Source organism: Exiguobacterium sp. s59 (assembly GCF_018617475.1).
In the GTDB taxonomy this organism is placed as follows: Bacteria; Bacillota; Bacilli; order Exiguobacteriales; family Exiguobacteriaceae; genus Exiguobacterium; species Exiguobacterium aestuarii.
Window position 1 is genome coordinate 1 of record NZ_JACSKG010000010.1, and the last position, 25,272, is coordinate 25,272.

A 25,272-nucleotide genomic window follows, 5' to 3' on the forward strand; every position below is an offset into this window, starting at 1 on the left:
TATAGCTCTTAAATTGACGAAGCTTGCGCTTCATTCAAAAATTGTAAAACTTATTTTTGCCTCATCGTTCAGTTTTCAAAGTTCGTCTGTCGCTCTTGGCGACTCTTAAAATAATACAAGTCATCGACACAGTTGTCAACCACTTTTTTTATTTCTTTCCGCTGCCATCAGCGGCAACGTTTATTACTTTACCGCACACCTTTCATTAACGCAAGGGTTTTTTATAAAGTTTTTTCAAAAAAGTTTTTAAGTGAGAGGGTTCTTCTGTTTTAATGCCTATTCTATAAGGCTTCATATACAAAAAAGAAAAGAGGAGCCAGTTTGCACATACGTACAAACTGGCTCCTCAACCATCATTTATTGTTGGTGACGCATCGTAGGGAAAAGAAGAACGTCGCGAATCGATGGTGCATTCGTCAATAACATGACAAGCCGGTCGATCCCGATTCCAAGTCCACCTGTTGGCGGCATTCCGTACTCAAGCGCCTCAAGGAAGTCGTTATCGAGTTCATGGGCCTCGTCGTTACCTGCTTCTTTTTCAAGCAATTGCGCTTCGAAGCGTTCACGTTGGTCGATTGGATCGTTCAACTCCGTGAATGCATTCGCGTGCTCGCGACGAACGATGAACAATTCAAAACGATCTGTGAAACGCGGATCGGTTTCATTCTTCTTCGCTAACGGCGATACTTCAACCGGGTGTCCCGTCACAAATGTTGGTTGAAGCAATGTTTCTTCAACTTTTTGCTCAAAGAACTCATTGACGATATGACCGAACGTCATATGATCCTGAACTTCTACGCCATGCTCTTTTGCAAGGGAACGTGCTTCTTCGTCGGACATTTGCTGCCAGAAGTCGACACCTGTTTCTTCTTTAACAAGGTCCACCATGTGTGCACGTTTCCATCCGATCCCGAGATGGATTGTATCTTCACCATATTGGACATCCGTCGTACCGAGTACTTGTTGTGCGACATGAGCTACTAATTCTTCCGTCAAATCCATGATGTCGTTGTAATCTGCATACGCTTCATACAATTCAATCATTGTGAATTCAGGGTTGTGACGTGTCGAGATCCCTTCATTACGGAAGACGCGTCCGATTTCGTATACACGTTCAAGTCCACCAACGATCAAACGTTTTAAGTGAAGTTCAATCGCGATTCGCATGTAGAGTTCCATGTCCAACGCATTATGATGCGTCAAGAACGGACGTGCCGCTGCTCCACCCGCAATCGTGTGCAACATCGGCGTTTCCACTTCTAAATATCCTTTTTGGTTCAAGAAGTTACGGATTTCAGAAATGATACGACTACGCAAAATGAACGTCTGACGTGAATCCTGGTTTGTAATCAAATCAAGATAACGTTGGCGATAGCGCTGTTCCACATCTTTCAATCCATGATATTTATCCGGAAGCGGGCGAAGCGCCTTCGTCAAGAGTTCAAACTCTTCCACATGAATCGAGAGTTCACCCACATTTGTTTTAAAGAGTTTCCCTTTGACACCGACGATATCACCGAGGTCTGAAGATTTGAACAAGTCAAACGGCTCATCCCCGACATCATTTTTCCGAACGTAAATTTGAATCTGACCCGTCACATCTTGAATGTGGGCAAAGAATACTTTCCCTTTCCCACGCTTCGTCATGATCCGACCGGCTAACGTGACTTCTACGTCCTGTTCTGCCAAAGCCTCTTTTTCAATTGATTCATACTGTTCATGTAATTCACCTGCGTGCGCAGAACGATCAAAGCGGTGACCGAATGGGTCAAGACCGCGCTCGCGCATATCGGTCATCTTCTCAAAACGAACCTGCATTTGATCATTCATTTCTAACTCGTGGCTCACTATTCCATTCACTCCTCTATCCATATTGGGTTTATCCCTAACAAAAAACTGTCGACCCGATGGCCAACAGCACAGCCGAAGCCGTTCATTCGTTGTGGTGCACTTTTTCGCCAAACAAGCTTACCATAAATTAGTTCTTTTCTCTAGTTCACACTTCTGACAGTTGTCGTTCGAGTTGATCAACAAATCCATACAGGACCGCTGCGAAAGCCTCGCGTGATTCCGTTTCATTGATTTGTTTACGAATCGGACCACTGCCTTTCAGTCCTTTCAAATACCACGCCGCATGTTGACGCATTTCACGAACAGCCGTCAGCTCACCTTTAATTGCGCTCAATCGGTCGAGGTGCAACATGCAAATATCAATTTTTTCACGAGCTGCTGGTTCCGGTGGAAGTTCTCCTGTTTCGAGGTACTGAACCGTCTGATAGAGCATCCACGGGTTCCCAAGTGCAGCGCGCCCAATCATAACGGCATCCACACCGTATTGGTCAATGACACGCTTCGCGTCTTGTGGTGTGGCGATATCACCGTTCCCGATAATCGGTACGGTTGCTACTTTCTTCGCTTCACCAATCCAGTCCCAGTTCGCAGTTCCTTCATATTGTTGAGCTCGCGTACGTCCATGAATGGCAATGGCTGCCGCCCCACCTGTCTGAGCCGCTTTGACATTGTCCAAAATAAAGATGTGATCATCGTCCCAACCAAGGCGCATTTTCACCGTGACCGGTTTTTCGACTACATTCGTGACGGCATTGACCATCTCATACACTTTATCCGGATCAAGTAACCACTTCGCACCTGCATCACATTTCGTTACTTTTGGCACAGGACAACCCATGTTGATATCGATAATGTCCGCATTCGTATTTTGATCGACGTATTGTGCCGCTTTGACGAGTGTGTCTTTAGAGCCACCAAAAATTTGCAAGCTGAGCGGTTTTTCTCGTTCATCGACATAGAGCATGCGCATCGTCCGAGCATTCTCTAGTAAAATCCCTTTATCACTAACCATTTCGGCACACACAAGCCCCGCACCAAATTCTTTTGCAATCAATCGGAATGCCGGATTGGTCACTCCAGCCATCGGTGCCAGGACCGCACGGTTTTTAATATCTATATTTCCAATCTTAAAGCCTGTCAAGACAACACATCCTTCATTTCACCAAATTCGTGAGCAACTGTAACCGAACGACATCTTGGCGGTCTACCATCGGTAAATCTACTAGCCACGATGCGACTGTTCGTCCTCGGACGACGAGTTCTGGCGCAATCTCAGCTAACGGAGCGAGTACAAACGCACGTTCCTGCATCCGTGGATGTGGAACCGTCAAGTGTTCTGATTGTATATCTTCCCCATTATAAAAGAGGATGTCAAGGTCGATGGTGCGAGGTCCGTTTTTAAAGAGACGCTCTCGACCTAGTCGTCGTTCAATTTGTTGAAGCGTATCTAACAAGTCGGTTGCGGACTGATGAGTCTCTACTTCAACCACCATATTGTAAAAAGACGGTTGATCGGTATAACCGACAGGAGCCGTCTCATACACCGAAGATTGCTTCGTGACTGCAACTCCCATTTTTCCCATTTCATCAATCGCGGCAGACAATTGTGAAGCCCGCTCACCAATATTCGCTCCTAGCGCGATATAAATCATGACATTCGTCTCCTTGTCATCTCGATTGCCACCGAGTCGTAATGTCCTGGGATGGGCGGATCCGGTTTGATGACTTTCACCGTCACGCTTTGAATGAGCACGTGATGTGCCAACACAGCCGTCGTGATTCGTTCTCCAAGTGTTTCGAGTAAATTGACCGGTTCCCCCGTCACGATTTCTTCTGTGACTTGATATAACCCCGCGTAGCTGACCCCATCCTGTAAATCATCTGACTTCCCAGCAGGCGCAAGGTCCAATTCACACATTAAATCCACGTGAAACCGTTGACCGAGACGGTTCTCCTCTTCAAATACACCATGGTATCCATAAAATCGCATGCCGTTCACAAAAATCTTATCCATGTCCATTCCCCCTCATCATCGCATCCATCATCTTCGCTGCACGCATATTCTCTTTCACGTCATGGACGCGTACCCACTCGCACCCTTTCATGATGCCTAGACATGTCGTCGCAATCGTCCCTTCAACGCGTTCTTCGGTTGGTAAGTCGAGCGTTTGGCCGATAAACGATTTACGAGACGTGCCCAGTAACACCGGATAGCCAAGACGCGTGATCACATCGAGGTGATTCATGAGTTCTAGATTTTGCGCCACGTCTTTTGCAAATCCGATTCCTGGGTCTAGCCAAATATCCTCGTCTTTCACGCCCGCTGCGTGAGCAATCGCAATCGATTCCTTCAAATCATTAACCACGTCTTCCATAAAATGATGATAGTCCCGATTTTCTCGGTTATGCATCAAAATAATCGGAGCATGATATTCAGATGCGACACGCGCCATCGACCGATCTCCCCATTTTGAGCCCCACACATCATTAATGATTGCCGCGCCTGCTTGTAATGCCGCTCTCGCCACTGCCGGCTTATATGTGTCAATCGAGATAGGCACATCAATTTCTTGTACTAGTCGTTTGATGATTGGGACGACACGCTCAATTTCTTCTTCCGCAGAAACGAGCACCGCGCCGGGTCGCGTCGATTCACCACCGACATCGATCGCATCCGCACCTTCTCTTACGAGTTGTTTTGCATGGCGCACAGCTTCTTCGATTGCCGTATACCGTCCTCCATCTGAAAACGAGTCCGGTGTCACGTTTAAAATACCCATGATTTTCGTCATGCTTCAGCCTCCTATCCAATTGAACGAACAAGTTCCGCCCACACTTCTTTAAATCGTTCCCCATCTTTACCAGGGTATCGGAGATTTCTGTAATGCGTCACCGGTGCGACTTGTTGAATCGAATTGGTCATCCAAATCTCTTTCGCATCGTTTAATTCATCAAATGTCACCGACCGCTCCACTACAGAGAAACAATCGATCAGCCATTGTCGCGTCACCCCAGCGAGGGCCCCGCTCGAAAGGGGTGTCGTATACAACACATTATCAGACCCGATCCAAAAGATATTCGACACGAGCCCTTCCACAATGCAGCCTTGTTCATCCGCAAATAACCCTTCCGCATCCGGGTCTTGTAAAGCCCGCTTCCCGAGGATATTGTTCATGTAGTGATGCGACTTTAAGCGAAATGCTGCTTCAGGACGACTTCTTGGGAAAGGGATTGGTTCGACTCGCTTCTCCTGTGGCACAACTTCTGAGGAGAGCGGTTTGGCAATCAACGTGACGTTCGGGGTTTCATAACGCCCGGCATACAGACCGAGCGGCGCGACTCCTGCCGATACATTCAATCGGATATACAAGTCAGGAGATTCATTTTGACGGCACAAGTGCTGAATCGCCATCTCGATTTCCTTTTTCGTATAGGGGAAATCTATCCACAACTCGTCTAGACTTCTCATCAATCGTTCCCAATGTGCATCGAACAAGAACGGGATGGCATGATACGTTCGAAACGTCTCGAACAAACCCATCCCATATAAGAATCCGTGATCCTCGACCGAAATGTTCACGTTATCCCGTTCCGTCAGCTGCCCGTTATGCCAATACCACATGACGGTACTCCTCGATAAAGTTTCGAATCATCTCTTTTCCATGCGCGGTCAAAATCGCCTCAGGATGATACTGCACCCCTTCAATCGGGAGCGTCTTATGTCGAAGCGCCATGATTTCCTTCGTTTCTGTCTCCGCCGTGACCACCAAACACTCAGGTAATGTAGAACGTTCCACGGACAACGAATGATAACGGGTCACGATTGTCTGTTGAGGAATATCTTTGAAAATCGATTTCCCGTCGTGTTGAATCTTCGATGTTTTTCCATGCATAAGCCGCTCCGCATGGACGACTTCTCCTCCGAACGCTTGTGCAATCGCTTGATGACCGAGGCAAACACCTAAAATCGGAATACGACCTGCGAACGCTTGAATCGCTTCGACGCTAATGCCCGCCTCGTTCGGTGTACAAGGTCCCGGCGAAATGACAAGGTAACTCGGCGACAATCCCTCAATGTCTTGAATCGTCACTTCATCGTTTCGATAAACGACTAGTTCTTCGCCGAGCTCCCCAAAATACTGCACTAAGTTGTATGTGAATGAGTCATAGTTGTCGATGAGTACAATCATGTTGTTTCCTCCGTCATTTGCTTCGCCGCCCATAGCGCCTTCGCTTTGGACAGGGATTCTTCATATTCCGAGACTGGGTCCGAATCGATGACGATACCAGCTCCCGCTTGGACGTATGCAACGCCATCTTTCACGACCATCGTTCGAATGGTGATGTTGAAGACGAGATCATCGTCCCAACTTAACCAGCCATATGACCCTGTGTATAATCCTCGGCGAACCGGTTCAAGTTCTTCGATGATTTCCATCGTTCGAATTTTCGGTGCACCAGTGATTGTACCACCAGGGAACATCGCCGCGAGCGCATCCGCTCCTGACACATCATCACGAATGGTTCCTCGCACATTCGAAACGATATGTTGTACGTGTGAATACTTTTCAATCACCATCAATTCATCCACATGAACACTACCGTACGCCGCGACTTTACCGAGATCGTTGCGTTCCAAGTCGACGAGCATGACGTGTTCTGCTCGCTCCTTTTCATTTTCAAGGAGTGTGTTCGCCAATTGTAAGTCTTCGACATCGTCTTTTCCACGTGGACGCGTACCCGCGATCGGGCGCGTTGAAATGTCAGATCCATGTTTCTCAAGCAATAGTTCCGGTGAAGCGGAGACCATTGTCAATGCATCGTCTACAAAATACCCCATATACGGAGATGGATTCATTTGACGGAGCGTATCGTATACACGACGTGGGTCGGCGCGTAACGGTTCGGATTGGCGAACGCTCAGGTTCACTTGGAACACGTCACCTTCCACGATATAAGACTGAATTCGTTTGACCGCCTCGACAAATTCGTCCTGAGACATCGAGCGCGATCGCTCGACAGAGAATTGTTCCGTCGGTTTGAATGCGTAGTGTGATTCGACATTCCACATGGCTGCCAATCGATCGGCCTTACGTTCGGCATCGCCTTCTGCTGTGACCATCAAGTAAAGAGTCGAACTTTCTTCGTCGAACACAGCCACTTCGTCAAACAAAAGGAAAGAAACGTCCGGCGTCGATAAATCATCTTCTGCCTGTTCAGGGAGCCGCTCAATCGTCCGGGCTACATCATAACTGACATAGCCGATCATGCCACCGAAAAACGGGGGCGCTCCTTCCGGTCGTTCGGCCTCGAACCGTTGCCGCACTTCACTGACCAAATCGAGCGGCTTTCCATACAACGTTTCAGTCGTTTCTCCTACCTGTAGGAGACCGACACCATCTTTTACATGGAAGCGACCGAACGGTTCGATTCCCGCAATCGTATATCGTCCTGCCCTCCCACTTTCTAGCCATGCATGGTACGGCTGGTCTGCTGTCAACGTCATGTATGCCTCATACATCTTTTCTTTTGTCATCCGCTTCGTTCTGAACGCTGTCGATCTCACTTGTCATTCCTCCGTCTATTCATTCATGCCTTTTATTGTACACAAGAAAAGGCAGCAACCGAAAGAGAATGTCTCTCGATTACTGCCTGAAATGTTATACGCGACTCTCGTTTGATTCTTCATCAAATTGATAGAGTGGTGTGCTCAAATAGCGTTCGCCATTTGACGGGATAATCGCTAAAACGTTTTTCCCTTTGCCGAGGCGCTTCGCCGTATCAAGCGCCGCTGCAATCGCAGCCCCTGAAGAAATCCCACCGAGGACACCGTTCGTGCGCGCCGCTTGGCGAGCGTATTCAAACGCCTGATCTGTCGTGATTTGAAGGACACCCTCATAGATTTCAGTATCAAGAATAGATGGGACGAATCCAGCACCGATGCCTTGAATCTTATGAGGTCCTGGTTTCCCGCCAGACAAAACTGGTGAATCAACCGGTTCAACCGCCAAAATTTTCACGTCTGGATATTTCGCCTTCACAACTTTACCGGCACCAGTGATTGTACCACCTGTACCAACGCCTGCGATGAGAGCATCCACTGAAAGTCCTGATTCCTCAAACGCCTCTACAATCTCAGGTCCCGTCGTCATTTCATGCACGTTCGGGTTTGCTACGTTGTTGAATTGTTGTGGAAGGAAGTAACCATTTTGTTCGGCTTCTTCAGTAGCACGACGAATGGCTCCACCCATCCCTTCAGATCCCGGTGTCAAGATCAGCTCGGCACCATATCCACGAAGAAGGTTGCGACGCTCCATGCTCATCGTCTCAGGCATAACGAGAATGGCTTTATACCCTTTCGCGGCACTGACCATAGCTAAACCAATTCCTGTGTTTCCGCTTGTTGGTTCGATGATTGTATCACCAGGTTTTAAGATTCCGTCTTTTTCAGCGGCTTCGATCATCGCGAGGGCGATCCGGTCTTTGACGCTTGACCCTGGGTTCATATATTCAAGCTTTAGATACACATCGGCATCTTCTGGTCCAGTCATTCCGTTCAACTTCACAATCGGGGTCTTTCCAATCAAGTCTGTCACTGAGTTTACGATTCGCATTACATTTCCTCCTTCATAATTCCGACTATTCCGATATTGTTATCATACCCTATCGAATTGAAAATATGCAATTTGGAACGTTGCTTACGATTGTGCCTGTTCTTTCATTGTTTCTAACTGCTCAGCTGAGAAATGATACTTTTCACCACAGAAGTGGCAAACCGCTTCAGCTCCGCCGTCTTCTTCGATCATTTGGCGAATCTCTTCTTTGCCGAGACCGACGATGGCGCTTTCCATTCGTTCACGGCTGCATGTGCAGTTGAACTGAATCGGATTCGTGTCGAGCACATCAAGGCTATCGCCGAGGAGTAATTGAAGCATTTCTTCTGGCGTTTTTTCTTCACCAATTAATACAGATACCGGCGGGAACGTTTGAAGTGCTTTTTCGAGCGCTTGTACCGTTTCTTCAGAAGCGTTCGGCAGCAATTGAACGATGACTCCACCTGCCGCAAGAATCGATTCATCTTCTGGTAAGACGAGAACACCTGCTCCAACGACTGATGGTACTTGTTCAGACGTTGCGAAGTAGTACGTGAAGTCTTCACTGATTTCACCTGTTTGAATCTCTGAAGAACCGCCGACGTAGTCTTTTAACCCTAAGTCTTTAATGACCGAGACCGTTCCTTTACCGACCGCATCGCCGACTTTCAGCTTCGTCAGTCCTTGCTCGTTGACGAACGTCCCGCCATCGACACGAGGATAAGATACGTATCCACGGACATCTCCTGCTGTATCTGCGTCTACGATGATTTTCCCGATTGGACCATCACCTTCAACTTTAAGCGTGACGCGCGCTGCACCTTTTTGCATCGCTCCGATCATCGAACCGATTGTCATCGTCCGTCCAAGAGCTGCTGAGGCAACCGGTGTCGTCTGATGACGAAGTTGTGTTTCGTACACTGTCTTTGTCGTACGTGCTGCAAATGCGCGCACTTCTCCATTAAAGCCGAGGGCTCGAACGAGATAATCGTCTTTCATTTGATCGAGTAATACTTGTTGTTCTGAATGAATCATATGTGTTAACTCCTTTAGTTTACTTTTGATTGCGCTCGTAAATGAGACGGAGACCTTCGAGTGTCAGGAACGAATCTACATGGTCAATCGTTTCTGCATGTTCACTGATCAATCGTGCCAATCCTCCAGTCGCAATGACGGTCGCTTCACCAACTTCACGCTTCATGCGATTCACGATGCCATCCACTTGGGCCACATATCCATAATATGTTCCCGACTGCATCGCTTGAATCGTATTTTTCCCGATAACCGTTGGCGGGGTTGCCAGTTCAATCCGTGGTAATTTCGCAGCACGCTGATAGAGGGCTTCCACTGAAATCATGATACCCGGTGAGATGATGCCGCCGTGGTAGCGACGCTTCTCATCGATGTAACAATACGTCGTTGCCGTTCCAAAATCAACAATTATGAGCGGACCGTCATACTTGGCGATTCCGGCAACCGCGTTGACAATGCGGTCGGCCCCGACTTCACGTGGGTTCTCGACGTGAATGTCTAACCCCGTCTTCACACCTGGACCCACAACGATTGGACGTACATTGAAGTATCGTTGTGACATTTGTTCAAGTGGGAAAATAACAGGAGGCACGACAGAAGACAAGATGACACCTTCGACTTGATCGAATGAGACGTTCGAATGATCAAACAACGACTTCACTAGCATGCCATATTCATCAGTCGTTTTCGTCCGATCCGTAGAGATTCGCCAATGGTGCACGAGGTTGTCACCATCGTACATCCCGAGAACAATATTTGTATTTCCAACATCAATCACTAAAATCATGATATAGTTCCTCACTTTGTTGTCAATTGCAGTTCGCTCGAATTATAACACGAAAAAAGACGAATGCCTCGTCAAGGGCATTCGTCTCATTCATTAACGTGATTCGTTATTCGGACGTTCCGTTGGAGTCGCCTCTGGCTTATCGCCTTCAGGTACGACATCCGGTTGGCTGTCTTGAACAACTTCAGGTTGATCGACGACTTGTCCGTGTTGAACGGCCGCGTCATCTTTCTTCGCTGCGTCATCCGAGTCCGTTGATGCATCCACGTCTTCTTCCGGCTCATGCGGGAGATATTCGCGTGTCTTAATCAAGTGACGAATCTGTTTCGAATCAAGCGTTTCGACATCAAGTAATGTCTTCGCAACGAGCTCGAGGTCTTCGCGACGTTCCGTCAAGATCTGCTTCGCTTTCGCATAGCAGCGGTTGATGATTTCGCGAATCTCTAAATCAATCTCTTGGGCGATCGCATCCGAGTAGTTTTGCTCCGTCTGGAAATCGCGACCAAGGAATACTTGTCCACCATGGTTTGAACCGAGCTGGAGTGGTCCGAGCTTATCGCTCATCCCGTAATCCATGACCATCTTACGTGCAATACCTGTCGCACGCTGGAAGTCGTTGCTCGCTCCTGTCGACACTTCACCAAAGATGACATCTTCGGCGACACGTCCACCAAGAAGGCCGACAATCTTGTCTTCGAGTTCAGGTTTTGTCATGAAGTAACGATCTTCTTTTGGAAGCATGACGACGTATCCTCCTGCGTTACCGCGTGGGACAATCGTCACTTTGTGTACTTCATCCGCATTCTCGAGCTCGAGACCGATAATCGTGTGACCCGCTTCGTGATAAGCGACAATGTTACGTTCTTTTTCAGAAATGATTCGGCTCTTCTTCGAAGGTCCTGCAATGACACGGTCAATTGCTTCTTCGACATCGACAACCGAGACTGCCGTACGGTTTGAACGTGCCGCAACGAGTGCCGCTTCGTTCAAGAGGTTTTCCAAGTCAGCCCCAGAGAAACCTGGTGTACGTTGCGCGATCGACTTCAAGTCTACAGTTGAATCAAGTGGTTTGTTGCGTGCATGAACTTTCAACACTTCTTCGCGTCCTTTTACATCCGGACGGTCGACCGTGATTTGACGGTCAAAACGACCTGGGCGAAGGAGGGCTGGGTCAAGGATATCCGGACGGTTTGTCGCCGCAACCATGATAATCCCTTCGTTATCACTGAATCCATCCATCTCAACAAGCAATTGGTTCAATGTTTGCTCACGTTCATCGTGACCACCGCCGAGACCGGCACCACGTTGGCGTCCGACCGCATCGATTTCATCGATGAAGATGATACATGGAGCATTCTTTTTCGCGTTTTCGAACAAGTCACGGACACGTGACGCCCCGACCCCGACGAACATCTCAACGAAGTCCGAACCTGAGATCGAGAAGAATGGTACTCCGGCTTCCCCGGCTACTGCACGGGCCAAAAGTGTTTTACCTGTCCCTGGAGGACCAACGAGCAAGACCCCTTTTGGAATACGCGCACCGAGTTTCGAGAACTTACGAGGATCTTTCAAGAATTCAACGACTTCGATGAGTTCTTGTTTCTCTTCGTCTGCTCCGGCCACATCTTGGAATGTGACACGACGTTTTTCTTGGTCGTATAGTTTCGCCTTCGATTTCCCGAAGTTCATCACACGACCACCGCCACCGCCACCTTGCGCCTGGTTCAACAAGAAGAAGAACAAGATGAAGATGATAATGAACGGTAGAATCGCGAAGACGATGCTGAACCAGCTACTGTTCGATTCAGCCTCTTCGATTTGAATATCCGTATTCGCTCGAAGCTGCGTCAATACATCCGCATATTCAGCTTCATTCGCTGGAATGTTTGTTTCGTAACGCTGGTCGTCATCTCCTGTAAGATCGCCTGTAATCGAGATAGCCCCCGGGATTTCTTGTACGGTTGCCGTCTCAATCCGATCATCTTCCACATATTCTAGGAATTTCGAATACGAGAGCGTTTCACTCTGACTATTCGGATTCTGCAAATATTGAAGGAACAAGATCAAGGCTAGGAAAATCACACCAAAAACCAATGTGTTTTTCACTGCACGATTCATTCTCTGCCTCCTATTCCGAGAAACGATGTTCTCGCCCATTCAGTATATGCCTATACTTTGGGGATTTCTTTTATCTTACCACGACACATTTTCAAAAGAAAAACGTTAGCCCCCGTAAACGCTCGGTTTGAGCACACCGACGTAAGGAAGGTTACGATATTTCTCTTCATAATCTAAACCGTAGCCGACAACGAATTCGTGTGGAATCACGAAACCACTATAGTCTGCTGATAAACCATTTTTACGTCCTGTCGGTTTGTCGAGAAGCGTGACAATCTTCACAGATTTCGCTTTACGGTATTTGAGAAGATCGACGAGATAGCCAAGCGTCAACCCACTATCAATAATATCTTCTACAATCAAGATGTCGCGTCCTTCTACAGATGTATTTAAATCTTTTTCGATTTTCACTTCACCTGTTGAAGAAGTACCTCCGTGATACGTCGATACGTCCATGAAATCCATTTCGAGATGGATATCCATTTCTTTGACGAGATCAGACATGAACGGCATTGCGCCTTTCAATACACATACGAGAAGCGGAAACTCTTCTTTATAGTCTTCGCTAAGTGTTCCAGCGAGTTCTTTCACCTTTTCTTGAATCTCTTCACGCGAGATTAAAATTTTCTCCATATCGTTCATTAATGACATCTTGAAATCCTCCTCTTTCTGTTTCGACACAATCATCATTTTACCATTAATCGTAGGCAAATCGCATCCGACTTGTCTAGAAATTCTGAAACTCTTACCCCGACAATCGCGAGAATTCGTCCTGACCCGTCTTCAAGTAGGGGCAACGTCGGGCGAACCATCCGCTCAATCTTTTCGTCGATTAAGATGCGGGCTACTTTTTTTGTCCCTACGGCCAATCGCATCCGATCACCTGGTGCGATCGACCGAATCCTGAGGGGATAGGTGATCTCGTGTAACGGAATGCCTTCCCTTCCCTCTTCGATGGATAAAGAGATTGTCCGTCCTCCAAATTGAACCACGGTCGGCAACGAATCAATCTGAACGGGATGAAGTGAGTCTGGCGCAGAACGCTGTACAAGGTTAAGTACCCCATTCCGCTTCGTCATGAACCACTCTCCTTTCAGGTGATAGGTTCCGGTATCCTTCTGACTCTGAAGTAGCTTCTCCATGGCCTCGCTAACGTTCAACTCGTAACGAGAGGATAATAATCGACCGACCGTATATCGTTCAAGACATGATAAGCGCTCAAAATCCTCGAGTTTCACATGAAACGCTTTCATTTCGAATGCAACATATGCTTCAATCCATTGCTCACACGACTCATAACGCGCATCCCAATCAGCACGGACCTGTTTCGCCACTTTGCTGACCTCTTCCACAATCGACGGCCACATCTGCTTCAGGCGCGGCACAATCTCATGACGGATCCGATTCCTTAAGTAGGTACGCTCTTGATTCGTAGCGTCTTCTCGCCAATCCAGACCATTTTGTTGTGCATACTCAATCAGTTGAGCTTTCGACTCTTGTAACAACGGACGGATGAGTGTGCCGTTACCAAATTGTCGAGTCTCGGGAATACCTTTCACTTCGATCATGTTTCGATGTAGTTGAATGAGCACCGTTTCCAACTCGTCATCTGCATGGTGTGCTGTGGCTAACGTATCATATCCGTATTTGTTCATGATATCTTCGAAAAATTGATAGCGAGCTTCCCGATACCGTGCTTGCGACCCGCCCTCTTGAAAATGGAGACGCGTCCCATGAAACGGAACATGGTAGGTTTCCGCGACACGGGTGACAAATGTGTACTCTTCGTCCGACGCTTCACGTAAGCCGTGATGTACATGTGCCACCGCGACATCCCATCCCCGCTTGACGAGACGATCTAGCAAGACGATGGAATCCACCCCACCAGACACTGCGACGAGCACTTTTTTCATGAATTCCCTCCTTGATATAACAAAAGAAGCCATCTCGTTTGAGATGGCTTCTTTTCGCTTAGGCTAAGTGACCCGTACGGGATTCGAACCCGTGTTACCGCCGTGAAAGGGCGGTGTCTTAACCGCTTGACCAACGGGCCTAAATAAAATGGTAGCGGCGGAGGGAGTCGAACCCACGACCTCACGGGTATGAACCGTACGCTCTAGCCAGCTGAGCTACACCGCCATGTTATTGTTGTGTCCTAAGCACATTTTCTATAATAACCAGTCACCATTCGAGTGTCAATTCTTTTTTGAAATTTTTTTAATAAAAAAATCGTGCATAGTGTCGTCTTCATCACTATACACGATTTCATTACGTTTTTACATCATGCTTCTGATGCAACTTGGCGATATTTTTTCTTCCATGCGATTCGGAAGTACGCCCACAGTAACGCGAAGCATCCAGCAGCCACAAACGCTAAATACATTGTCGCCGTCTGCAAGTATTGCGCACCGTCTGCCGACAAGATTTCTTTATATCCAGCAACTGTATACGTCATTGGAAGAAGCGCATTGAACGGTTGTAACGCGCGTGGAATCAATTCGAGCGGGAACGTTCCAGCAGAAGTCGTCAATTGCAAAATCAACAAGACGATTGCGACGAAACGTCCCGGGTTTCCGAGTGTCGTCACGAGTAACTGTACGATAAAGAGGAAAGTGATACTCGTCAACCAACTGAATCCGAAGAATTTCAATGGTTCGTTCACTTCGAGCCCTAATAGTTGTACCATTGCCACATCCAAAATTAACGCTTGAAGGAATCCGACAACCATGAGCACACCAGACTTCGATAATACCCATGATAGACTACGTTTCGGACGGCCCGCCGGATCGTACAATGGATAGACAATTGATAAGAGGAGCGCCCCTACGAAAAGTCCGAGTGACATGAAGTATGGAGCGAATCCAGTACCGTAGTTCGGCACCTCATGAATCGAGTTGTCGACGAGCGACACCGGACCAGCCATCATCTCGACATTGTCATCTGTCAATCCGATGTCTGCATCTTTCGCACCTTTTACTAAAGCGTCACGAAGTTCATCGCTACCTGATGCGAGATCTTTCATTCCGTCCGCAAGCTCTCCACTACCATCTGAAAGCTCTTGTCCACCGTCCGCGAGCTGATTTGCACCATCCGTCAACTTGCTTGTTCCGGCTCCGGCACTCTTCGCACCATCGGCAAGTTCACGACTCCCGGTTTGAAGTTTCTGTCCACCGTCCGCTAATTGAGTAGCACCACTCGCCAACTCACTTGTTCCAGAGCTCGCACTCTTCGCACCATCAGCAAGTTTCACACTTCCTTCAGAAAGCTGTCCGGTAGCAGCTACAAGTTTGTCACTCCCTGTTGCAAGTTCGGTTGTCCCCGCTTGAAGCTGTGTCGCACCTTGATTGAGTTGCGAACTAGCTGAGACGAGTTCCTGTGAGCGGTCGGCTGCCGTTTGCGTCCCTTGCTCGATTTGACTAGAGCCACTCGCTAACGCTCGAGCCCCTTCCGCCAACTTCGTCTGCCCCGTATTCAATTCAGAAAGTCCTGACGAAAGCTTTCCTGCACCTGCTTCTGCTTGCGAAAGACCTGCAGCTAAAGAAGTTTGTCCATCTTTCACTTGTGTCGCACCAGCAGCTAATTGATCAAATCCAGCCGCTGTCGCTTGTTTACCTTCGCTTAATTGCGCAACGATGGCCTGAAGCATCTCAGGTGACGCGGATTGACCAGATTCGGCGAGCGCCGTCAATTGTCCAATCAACTCATCTTGTTTCGTCGTCAACTCGGATTTCATTTGTCCGATTCCGTTGATCACTTCGGTTTGACCTGCGACAAGTGCCGCATTCCCGTCTTTTGCTTTCGTCAAGGCACCCGCCAGTTGGTTTGCACCGTCAGTTAAGGCAGACGCCCCTTCACTTGAGCGCTCGATGCCTGCAGCGAGGTCTTGAACACCTTGATTCAATGTTTTCGCACCTGTGTGCAATTCATCCAATTTGGACGCGAACGTTCCTGTCCCTTCGACAAGTTGGCTCGTTCCGTCTTGTAAGGCAGATGCGCCGTCATTCACGCGATGCACCCCATCCGACAACTCGGATGACCCATTATATACTTGCTGACTTCCATCCGCAAGTGCCGATGAACCTTCTGCCAACTGAGTCACACCGTCATTCAACTGAACTGCCCCGTTCGCGAGTTCACGCTGTTTCGAGGCGAGGAGTTTTGTTCCGTCCGCAAGCTCAGATGAGCCATCCGCCAACTGGGTTATCCCCTCATTTAACTGGACTGCCCCATCTGCGAGTTCGCGTTGCTTCGAGGCGAGTAGTTCTGTTCCATCTGCCAATTTGACGGCACCGTCTTTCGCTGAAGTTGAGCCGTCTGCAAGTTTCGTCGCACCGTCTGCAGCCTCACCGAGTCCATCTGCCACGTCGTTCAGCCCATCTTTTAACGCGCTGACATACTGTTTCGACACCTCGGTCGACAGTTCGGCTTTCACTTGTTCCATTGCGGAACCACCGATTTGTGCGGCTAAGAAGTTATACGATTCATTTGCGATATACTTCAATTCAAGCTGCTCTGGATTTTCATCTAGCGCAGTCGTCGCCTTCTCTGAGAAGTCTTTCGGAATCTCAATTGCCATGTAGTAGTCATGATCTTTCAATCCGGACTCCGCTTCTTTCTTTGTCGTCTCGACAAATTCAAATGCCTCTGAATCTAGTAACTTGTCAATCAAATCTTCCCCGATTGCAAGTGACTCCCCTTCAAAGGTTGCCCCTTTGTCTTCATTGACGATGGCGACCGGTAAGTCTTTCATCTGTCCGTACGGATCCCAGAAAGCCCACAAGAACATACCGGCATACATTAACGGTACGAGTGCGACTGCGAGAATCGGAACCAACACACGTGGGTTCTTAAAGATACTCCGCCACTCCGCCGTCCATAGTTTCCATCCATTCATTTTTTCTCTCCACCTTCACTTATAAAACATAACTATTTTTTCATGTTCCCTATTTTGCTCTCTTCCTTTAAAAAAATCAACTATATTTAGTTATTTTTTATAAATTTTTTAAAACAAAAAAAAGCCGTGAACAAAAATGTTCACGACTTGTCTTGTTACAAGACCTATATGGTTACGAGTAGAAGCTAATTGGTATCGAAGGATTACCCGCGTTTGGCTCCACGTCCACCGCGTTTCGAATCTGTTTGACGTTTCAACGTCGAAAGACGCTCATCACTATCTTTCAAAAATTTGCTCATCAACGTATCGAATGTTTCTGGTTCACGACGTTGTTCACCACGACGAGCGCCGCCACGTGGGCCGCCACCGCGTGGACCGCCACCACCGCGCGGACCGCCTTGACCTGGGCCACCTGGACGTGGGCCACGAGAGAAACGCTCACCGGCTGGACGCTCTGGACGTTCAGGGCGTTCACTTACAGGACGATCGACTGCTTTCTTGATGGATAACCCGATTTTCCCATCATTTTCGACGTTCAACACTTTTACCGTGACTTCTTGACCGACTGTCAACACTTCGTTAATGTCTTTGACGTAAGAGTCTGCCACTTCACTGATGTGTACTAATCCTGTCTTGCCGTTTGGGAGCTCGACGAACGCTCCGAAATGCGTAATCCCTGTAACCTTACCTTGTACCTTGCTTCCTACTTCAATTGACATAAAATAATGTACTCCTTTTTTGATTGATTCTTTTCAATTATACGAGTCGTTTCCTCAACGGTCAACGAACCGACTTATTCCTCAGGGGAGAAGTAGAAAATAATCTCGCCATCTTTGGAGAAGAGGAGCTCGTTTCGCGCTAAGTTCGCGATATAATCCTCATCCTGCAAACGTTCCACTTGTTCCTTCAACTCATCTTGCTCAGCTTTCTGTTCGCTTAACTCCACTTTCGCTTGCGCATAAGCTTGTTGTTGGTCCGATACATAGCCTACCTTTGAAAAGTAACTTTGTCCAATCAATACCATGACAAATAAAAATAGGAGTGAGGCTGCCGCCAAACGACGTCGAAGATGAACTCTTCGGCGATGTGTGTCTTTTTCCAGCTGTTCTCTACGCTCATCTAGCGCTCGAATGCGCCGTTGTCGATCCATCGGGTTACGTCCGTTCATCGCCTCATCCCCCTCCTCTTAATACATTAAGTATACTTTTTTTTACGAGTCGATACTACCGTCCATCTTCTCTTCTTTAAGTAAACGATACATTTCTTTCGCATCTTCTTTGCGTGCATGTTCCGCAATGGAATCAATAACGATTGTGACTAGTTTGTTTCCGAATCGAATTTGCAACTCATCTCCGACTTTGACATCGGTGCTCGCCTTCGCAACTTGTCCATTGAGCTGAATCCGCCCTTGATCCGCTACTTCCTTTGCCAGTGTACGTCGCTTGATCAAGCGAGATACTTTCAAAAATTTATCTAATCTCATAAACCTTTCTCCTTTGCCTCGTTCCAAAGAGCATCCATCTGTTCGAGTGTCATCTGCTGAAGCTCACCATTCGCTTCTATATACTCGAATCGACGTTTGAACTTTCGGTTCGTCTGTTCTAACGCCTGTTCGGCATTTAGCCCAACATATCGCGCGATATTGACGATGGAGAACAATACATCGCCAAGTTCTGATTCGTCACCAAGTTCCTCATGCCATTCGTTCAGCTCTTCTTCCAATTTTTCGAAGGCGCCCGATACGTCATCCCATTCGAATCCGATTTGGGCAGCTTTCTTTTGAAATTGTTCAGCCCGCATTAATGAGGGTTGGTCGACGAGCACACCATCGAGATGCGATTGTTTCTTTTCCCCTTTTTCGGCTTGTTTAATCGTATTCCAATTTTTCACCACGTCGGAGGCATCTTCGACCGTGACATCTCCGAAGACGTGAGGGTGACGGCGTACCATCTTCTCACTGATTGCCCCGATCACATCACGAATATCAAAATAACCTTCGTCCGCACCGATTTGGGCATGTAACATGACCTGAAGTAACACGTCACCAAGTTCTTCGATGATTGCATCATCATCTTCTGCATTGATCGCTTCGATGAGTTCATACGCTTCTTCTAGTAAGTACTTGCGAAGCGACTCATGCGTTTGCTTGCGGTCCCACGGGCAACCTTCTGGTCCACGTAGTGTAGCGATGATTTGTTTGAGCGTTGCAAAATCTTTTGCCAAATAGGCTTCATCCGTGAGTGGCGGAACATAGAGCGTCGTCAAGTTGTTCACTTCTGCCATACGGTCCATCTCGAACAACGGGATGTGTTCGATTCGCTCTTGAGTTGTCCCTGCAGCTGTCACGAGGGTAACGGGATGCTCATCCGGATAACGTTCCATCAGTTGCACTTTTACATCTCCCGCTACAAATCCATCGTACACTTGTCCAATCAAGACATGCTGTGTCACTTGAAGACGTTCGAGGTCAAGCGCAGTCGCATCCAACAACTGAAATCCATTGATTGGATCGATTTGAAGTGCCTGAAACATCGCGTCTAGAAAACTTTGCCCGCCCAGCACATGAAGATCCGCCCCGCGTTCCACCAAAAGTTCGACAGTCCGTTCGGCGACGAACGGATGACCTGGTACGGCGTACGTGATAGCCATCTCTTCACTTTTGTTCATCAACGTCTCGACAATTCGATCGTACACGTCTTCAAACGTATCACTCGATTCATAAATCGAATCAAATGACTCGAATGCGAGCCCTTCTGACTCCAATTCACTTACGACTGGATGTTCTTTCGTTCGCAACCAAACGAGCGGCTGCTGTTTCAAATGGCGGTACACACCGAGCGGCAATTGATTCAGCTCACCAGACCCAAGACCAACCACTGTGATTGTATAACCCATACTAGTTCTCCTTTTTTTCGAGCACATCGAGTAGGCGTCCTCCGAACGGGATCAATTCCCATTCCGTGAGGGACAGCATTCGAGTGCTCCATAATCTCCATATATAAAGGACGGCTCCGCTACACACCATTCCGATTAACCATCCGAAGGCTGCGATTCGTGAATCGACCCACATCTGTCCCATCCAGTTTAACACGGCAATGAGGAAGAACATGGGGACCAGCGCTTTCGAAAGCGATTTGTAATGCTTCGACCGAAACGAGCCGAGCGGAATCGAACGGTCGAGCGCTCGAAAGTTATAAAACGCCATCGCCAAAAAGCCGAGTGAGGTACCGATGGCCGCCCCTTCAATCCCATAGATGGGAACAAGCCCTACGTTTACGACACCTTTTGCTAAAATCGCGACAATCATACTGCGAGCCGCAATCCATTCTCGGTCGATTGCTTGAAGGCAGGTCATGCTTGCAATCGCTAACGATGCCGCAAATGTACTCGTCGCCAAGAGCACGAGTGCCCGCGTGCCTGATCCATCTTCAAATAAGGCCACATTTAAGAAAAACATGACTCCCATCAACCCGACGGTCGCCGCACCCGCAATGGCAGTTGTGACCCGAATCATCGAACGGAGCCCTTGCGTCGTCTTCTGTAGATGTCCTGCCCGATAATGACGGACGAGTGTCGGCACGTTAGCCATGCCGATGGTCGTTGTAAATAAGATGGCAAATTGGACAAGTGGGTACCCTCGATCGAATACACCTTTGCTCACCTTCGCCTCGTACGTCCCCCCCATTAAATTAACAATGGTAAAGGAATCCACTAGCTGCATCCATAAAATCCCGAGCGAGGCAAACCCGACCGCAAATCCCGTCGTCAACAATAGGCGCAACCCATTTTGAAAAGTGGTGCGCCGTACCTTTACAGTTCGTAAGCCACGCGCCTGATAGATTAAAAAGGCAATCGCCACAACTCCACCGACGAGCGTCGCGCCATATGCGTATTGACTGAGGACGTAGGCATCTTTCCCAAGACGTACCCCGACCCATAATAGCGATAGCATGACCGTCACGCGTACGAAATTTTCTAACACTTGCGACCATGCGCTTGGCCTTAAATCATCTCTCGATTGAAAAGCACCGCGTAACACAGCAGACGCCGGCATGAGTAAATAACTCAAGCTAATCACACGAAGCGCCGGGGCCAACTGTTCATCCCCAAGCCACTTAGCGATTGTCGGTGCAAACAGCCACACGGTTATAACAAGTGTTATCGATAGAAGAAGCAACGCATAAAAACTGCCCCATAACACTTCTAATTTCTGGTTCGACCCCTTCGCGCCCACACCGATTTTCGCAATGACGACCGGCATCGCATAAATTCCGAGTGATGCTACGATCGCAGCGAACGGATAGACGGTTTGATACGCATAGAGTCCGAAGTCACCCGCCAAGTTTTGATACGGGACACGATAAGCGAAACTGATCAGCTTCGATACGTAACCGGCAAGAGCGAACAGGACGACACCTTGCGCAAACTTACTTGGCGACCGCATCGCCCACCAACCGCTTCATCAATTCTTCTAATACAGTATCGGCATCATTCAAGAGCTCTGTTAATGGCATTCGACCGCTGAGTGACAATTTCAGGGCACCGTCTTCTTGACCGATTCCTAGTTTACGACCGAGCGGCATCGTCCATTCCATGAAGGACGGTACATCAAGGGCAGTCGTCGAGTCTTTCGATAAGACAATTTCAATGCGCCCAGATGTTTGCTTGATTCGACTCACTTTCGCCAGTTCTCCATAAATCCGTAGACGCGTCAGTTGAATGAGAAGCGCGACCGGCTCTGGGAATTCGCCGAACCGCTCAATCAATTCGTCTTGTAAGGCGAACAGCGCATTTGGTGTATCTACATATTTGAAACGCTTGTACATCTCAATCTTCAATTCGCTATCCGACAAATAGTCATCCGGGATATAGGCATCCGCTTGGAAGGAGATTTCTGGCTTGAAGACAACTTGTTTCGCTTGTCCACGCATCCGATCTTTCCGTTCTTCAATCGCTTCGGAGAGCATTTGTGAGTAGAGATCGAAACCGACCGAATCGATGAATCCAGATTGTTGCGCACCTAGCAAGTTACCAGCACCTCGAATTGACAAGTCGCGCATCGCAATCTTGAAGCCGCTCCCGAGTTCCGTGAACTCTTTAATGGCTTGAAGACGACTTTCTGCCACTTCGGTCAAGCGCTTATCTTTCCGATATGTGAAGTAAGCATAAGCGATGCGATTCGAACGTCCGACGCGACCCCGGAGTTGATACAGTTGGGATAGCCCCATCTTGTCAGCATCATGAACGATGAGCGTGTTGACGTTTGGAATATCAATCCCTGTCTCGATAATCGTGGTCGACACTAAAATATCTGCCTCCCCTTCTAGGAAGCTGATCAACTGGCTCTCGAGTTCACTCTCGGTCATACGTCCGTGTGCTGTCGCGATACGTGCTTCCGGTAACAAGGCTCGAATCTCCTCCGCTTTCCGTTCGATACCTTCGACACGGTTGTAAAGGAAGAAAGCCTGTCCTCCACGAGCGAGTTCACGCTCTAACGCTTCACGTAGGACAATGCCGTCATATTCCATGACATACGTCTGGACCGGGTATCGGTTCTCTGGCGGGGTTTCCAACACAGACAAATCGCGGATTCCAATCATCGACATATGAAGTGTTCGCGGAATCGGTGTGGCCGTCAACGTGAGCACGTCGATATTCGTCTTCAGCTGTTTCAGACGTTCTTTATGTTTGACGCCAAATCGCTGCTCTTCATCGATGATGACGAGGCCGAGATTTGCGAATGCCACGTCTTTTGACAACACTCGGTGTGTTCCGACAACAATATCAATCGTGCCTTCCTTCAAACCTTTCTTCGTCGCCGCCATTTCACTCTTCGAGCGGAAGCGACTCATGACAGACACGTTGATTGGAAATTCACTGAACCGCTCGAGCATCGTTTCATAATGCTGTTGAGCGAGGACGGTCGTCGGGACGAGAAACGCGACTTGTTTCCCAGCGAGCACTGCTTTGAATGCCGCCCGGATCGCCACTTCTGTTTTTCCATACCCGACATCTCCACATAAAAGACGATCCATCGGACGCGAGCGTTCCATGTCTGCTTTAATCTCAGCAATCGAGCGGACCTGGTCTTCTGTCTCAGCATAAGGGAATGAGGATTCAAACTGACCCATCTCCTCATCATCCGGCGGAAACGCAAAACCGACTGAAGCTTCTCGTGCCGCGTACAATTTAATGAGTTCATCGGCAATGTCTTCAACCGACTTGGCGACTTTCGATTTAACTTTCTTCCACTCAGTGCCCCCAAGTTTATAAATCTTCGGTTCTTTGCCTTCAGCACCGACGTATTTTTGGACAAGGTCGATTTGATCGACCGGTACGTAGAGTGCATCATCCCCGGCATAAACAAGGTGAAGATAGTCCTGGTGAATACCTCCGACCTCGATCGTCTTAATGCCTAAGTACTTCCCGATTCCATGATGTACATGGACGACATAGTCGTTCGGCTTCAACTCTTGATAGCTCTTAATTCGTTCTGCGTTCGTTAAATTCTTCGTCTGACGCTTCCGTTTCGTCACACGTTTGAACAACTCTTCTTCCGATACGACGACGAGACGACTCGTCGACAATTCGAACCCACCCTCGATTTGACCGATGATGACCGATACACGTCTCGGCTCTAATTCACCGTCTACATTCGTGAACGTTGAATGAATGCCGTAGTCTGAAAGGAGCGCCTCAATCTTGTCAGCACGCGACTTGTCTCCCGCAAGCACGACAATCCGTTGGTCCCCTTGTTGCCATCGCTCTACTTCCTGCTTTAACAGGTGCATCTGTCCATGAAACGCCGGTAGTGGACGACAGCTCAAATGGACCGTCGCGGTTTCTGGAATCCCAGAGCGACGAGATGGAAGTAGCGAGAACGCCACTTGTTTCAAGTCACGAAACACTTTGTGCATCGGGACAGCAAGCGTGTAATTGCTGACGGCCTCCCCTTTTTCGATGAGTGAAGAGAACCATTCTGCCTCTTCCCGGTCTTGCACGTCCGCAGCATCATCGATTCGTGCCACTTCGTCTAGAATGAGTACGGCGTCTTTGCCTACGTAGTCTAAGAGAGTGGATGTATAAAGTAATGGTGAATACTTTCCAACCTTGTTCGGGAAATCGCCACGTTCTAAGCGCTCGATGTCGGTTACGACGCCCTCCTCAAGTGCTTGACGAATCACTTCGTTCTCAATCAACTCCACAGTTCGGTCATATTGTTTCCGGAGTGAACGTCCGGCTTGTTTCAACTGATCTTCGGTGGCGATGAACTCGGTAGCAGGCGTAATACACACTTCCCCTACCACACCGAGCGAACGTTGCGTTTCGGCATCGAATGTAAAAATCGAATCGATTTCGGTATCAAATAAATCAATCCGATACGGACGCGCTTCCGTGAGCGGGTAGACGTCTAAAATACTGCCTCGTACCGAAAATTCGCCAGGTGTCGTCACGGTCGCGGTTCGCTCATATCCCATGTCCGTCAATTGCTTCGCAAAGTCTGCCAATTCAAGGTCACTTCCCGGCTTCAACATGACGCGACTATGTTGCCATGCTTCCGGACTCGGCATATAGCGTCGTAATCCACCGAGCGGCACGACAACGACGCCTCCTGTTTGGTCAAGGAGACGAGTACGGGCATCGATTCGAGCGGCCAACAGCTCAGGACTAGATGTCAGCGACAGTTCACCGGCCAGCGTTTCATCAATCGGATAAAGTAATGTTTTTTCCGGTCCGATGAGTGATTCGAGTTGATCGAACATTTTTTGTGCTTGATACATATTATGCGTCACGACGACGAGACGTCTCGATGACGATTTAACAAGTCCTGCGAGGACGAGAGCTTTCGCACTTGTCGTCAGTCCTGTTACTAGTTGACGGTCTACTTTTTGTAGCCGCTCACGAATCACGTTCGTCTCCGGGAGCGCCACCATAAATCTCTCTAAAGCATTCATTTGTTTTCCTCCAACTCATACGACAAAAAAGGGTGCTATGAC

The 25,272-nt window shown here is 48.3% G+C and carries 21 protein-coding genes and 2 tRNA genes; all 23 read right to left on the reverse strand.

What is annotated here, in order from left to right:
• Positions 1–357: 357 nt before the first annotated feature.
• The 23 genes from lysS to mfd all read right to left on the reverse strand — a co-directional run bounded on the left by lysS (position 358) and on the right by mfd (position 25,230).
• The gene (lysS, locus tag KNO91_RS14590) at positions 358–1,848 is read right to left on the reverse strand and encodes a lysine--tRNA ligase (RefSeq protein ID WP_214818623.1); all 1,491 of its coding nucleotides are present in this window, start codon (positions 1,846–1,848) and stop codon (positions 358–360) included.
• Positions 1,849–1,996: 148 nt separating this feature from the next.
• The gene (gene dusB, locus KNO91_RS14595; RefSeq protein WP_243834802.1) at positions 1,997–2,935 is read right to left on the reverse strand and encodes a tRNA dihydrouridine synthase DusB; all 939 of its coding nucleotides are present in this window, start codon (positions 2,933–2,935) and stop codon (positions 1,997–1,999) included.
• Positions 2,936–3,005: 70 nt separating this feature from the next.
• A complete protein-coding gene (gene folK / locus KNO91_RS14600; protein ID WP_214796682.1) occupies positions 3,006–3,503 on the reverse strand; it encodes a 2-amino-4-hydroxy-6-hydroxymethyldihydropteridine diphosphokinase in 498 nt (165 codons plus the stop codon).
• Entirely contained in the window at positions 3,500–3,865 is a 366-nt protein-coding gene (folB, locus tag KNO91_RS14605) for a dihydroneopterin aldolase (protein WP_214818625.1), read from the reverse strand. The genes folK and folB overlap by 4 nt, the downstream gene beginning before the upstream one ends.
• Positions 3,858–4,643 (reverse strand): dihydropteroate synthase, encoded by a 786-nt coding sequence (gene folP, locus KNO91_RS14610; RefSeq protein WP_214796677.1) that lies wholly within the window; start codon positions 4,641–4,643, stop codon positions 3,858–3,860. Before folP ends, folB begins: the two co-directional genes overlap by 8 nt.
• 11 nt (positions 4,644–4,654) lie before the next feature.
• A complete protein-coding gene (locus KNO91_RS14615; protein ID WP_214818627.1) occupies positions 4,655–5,473 on the reverse strand; it encodes an aminotransferase class IV in 819 nt (272 codons plus the stop codon).
• Positions 5,457–6,041, reverse strand: coding sequence for an aminodeoxychorismate/anthranilate synthase component II (pabA, locus tag KNO91_RS14620; protein WP_214818629.1), 585 nt, complete (start codon positions 6,039–6,041; stop codon positions 5,457–5,459). Before pabA ends, KNO91_RS14615 begins: the two co-directional genes overlap by 17 nt.
• Entirely contained in the window at positions 6,038–7,417 is a 1,380-nt protein-coding gene (locus tag KNO91_RS14625; protein ID WP_353047467.1) for an anthranilate synthase component I family protein, read from the reverse strand. The genes pabA and KNO91_RS14625 overlap by 4 nt, the downstream gene beginning before the upstream one ends.
• A gap of 94 nt (positions 7,418–7,511) precedes the next feature.
• Entirely contained in the window at positions 7,512–8,465 is a 954-nt protein-coding gene (cysK, locus tag KNO91_RS14630) for a cysteine synthase A (protein WP_214818632.1), read from the reverse strand.
• Positions 8,466–8,549: 84 nt separating this feature from the next.
• Positions 8,550–9,479, reverse strand: coding sequence for an Hsp33 family molecular chaperone HslO (gene hslO / locus KNO91_RS14635; RefSeq protein ID WP_285800819.1), 930 nt, complete (start codon positions 9,477–9,479; stop codon positions 8,550–8,552).
• Positions 9,480–9,498: 19 nt separating this feature from the next.
• Positions 9,499–10,263 carry a type III pantothenate kinase gene (locus KNO91_RS14640; RefSeq protein WP_214738347.1) on the reverse strand — a complete coding sequence of 255 codons (765 nt, stop codon included), beginning with the start codon at positions 10,261–10,263 and terminating at the stop codon, positions 9,499–9,501.
• Between the two features lie 93 nt (positions 10,264–10,356).
• Positions 10,357–12,381 carry an ATP-dependent zinc metalloprotease FtsH gene (gene ftsH, locus KNO91_RS14645; RefSeq protein ID WP_214791134.1) on the reverse strand — a complete coding sequence of 675 codons (2,025 nt, stop codon included), beginning with the start codon at positions 12,379–12,381 and terminating at the stop codon, positions 10,357–10,359.
• A gap of 105 nt (positions 12,382–12,486) precedes the next feature.
• Positions 12,487–13,032: a hypoxanthine phosphoribosyltransferase gene (hpt, locus tag KNO91_RS14650; protein WP_012727721.1), complete on the reverse strand. Its 546-nt coding sequence runs from the start codon at positions 13,030–13,032 to the stop codon at positions 12,487–12,489.
• Positions 13,033–13,067: 35 nt separating this feature from the next.
• Complete coding sequence (gene tilS / locus KNO91_RS14655; RefSeq protein ID WP_214818633.1) at positions 13,068–14,294, reverse strand: tRNA lysidine(34) synthetase TilS; 1,227 nt, start codon at positions 14,292–14,294, stop codon at positions 13,068–13,070.
• A gap of 68 nt (positions 14,295–14,362) precedes the next feature.
• Positions 14,363–14,434, reverse strand: a tRNA-Glu gene (locus KNO91_RS14660).
• Between the two features lie 9 nt (positions 14,435–14,443).
• Positions 14,444–14,520, reverse strand: a tRNA-Met gene (locus KNO91_RS14665).
• Positions 14,521–14,662: 142 nt separating this feature from the next.
• Positions 14,663–17,275 (reverse strand): YhgE/Pip domain-containing protein, encoded by a 2,613-nt coding sequence (locus tag KNO91_RS14670; RefSeq protein ID WP_214818634.1) that lies wholly within the window; start codon positions 17,273–17,275, stop codon positions 14,663–14,665.
• A gap of 203 nt (positions 17,276–17,478) precedes the next feature.
• On the reverse strand, positions 17,479–17,994 hold the full coding sequence (locus KNO91_RS14675) for a S1 domain-containing RNA-binding protein (RefSeq protein WP_214791141.1): 516 nt from the start codon (positions 17,992–17,994) through the stop codon (positions 17,479–17,481).
• 74 nt (positions 17,995–18,068) lie between these two features.
• Complete coding sequence (locus KNO91_RS14680; protein WP_214791143.1) at positions 18,069–18,443, reverse strand: FtsB family cell division protein; 375 nt, start codon at positions 18,441–18,443, stop codon at positions 18,069–18,071.
• A 42-nt stretch (positions 18,444–18,485) separates the two neighbouring features.
• The gene (locus tag KNO91_RS14685; RefSeq protein WP_214791145.1) at positions 18,486–18,758 is read right to left on the reverse strand and encodes an RNA-binding S4 domain-containing protein; all 273 of its coding nucleotides are present in this window, start codon (positions 18,756–18,758) and stop codon (positions 18,486–18,488) included.
• Positions 18,755–20,170, reverse strand: coding sequence for a bifunctional methyltransferase/pyrophosphohydrolase YabN (gene yabN, locus KNO91_RS14690; RefSeq protein ID WP_214818636.1), 1,416 nt, complete (start codon positions 20,168–20,170; stop codon positions 18,755–18,757). Before yabN ends, KNO91_RS14685 begins: the two co-directional genes overlap by 4 nt.
• 1 nt (position 20,171) lies before the next feature.
• A complete protein-coding gene (locus KNO91_RS14695) occupies positions 20,172–21,719 on the reverse strand; it encodes a polysaccharide biosynthesis protein (protein WP_214818638.1) in 1,548 nt (515 codons plus the stop codon).
• On the reverse strand, positions 21,703–25,230 hold the full coding sequence (mfd, locus tag KNO91_RS14700) for a transcription-repair coupling factor (RefSeq protein ID WP_214818639.1): 3,528 nt from the start codon (positions 25,228–25,230) through the stop codon (positions 21,703–21,705). Before mfd ends, KNO91_RS14695 begins: the two co-directional genes overlap by 17 nt.
• Positions 25,231–25,272: the final 42 nt, after the last annotated feature.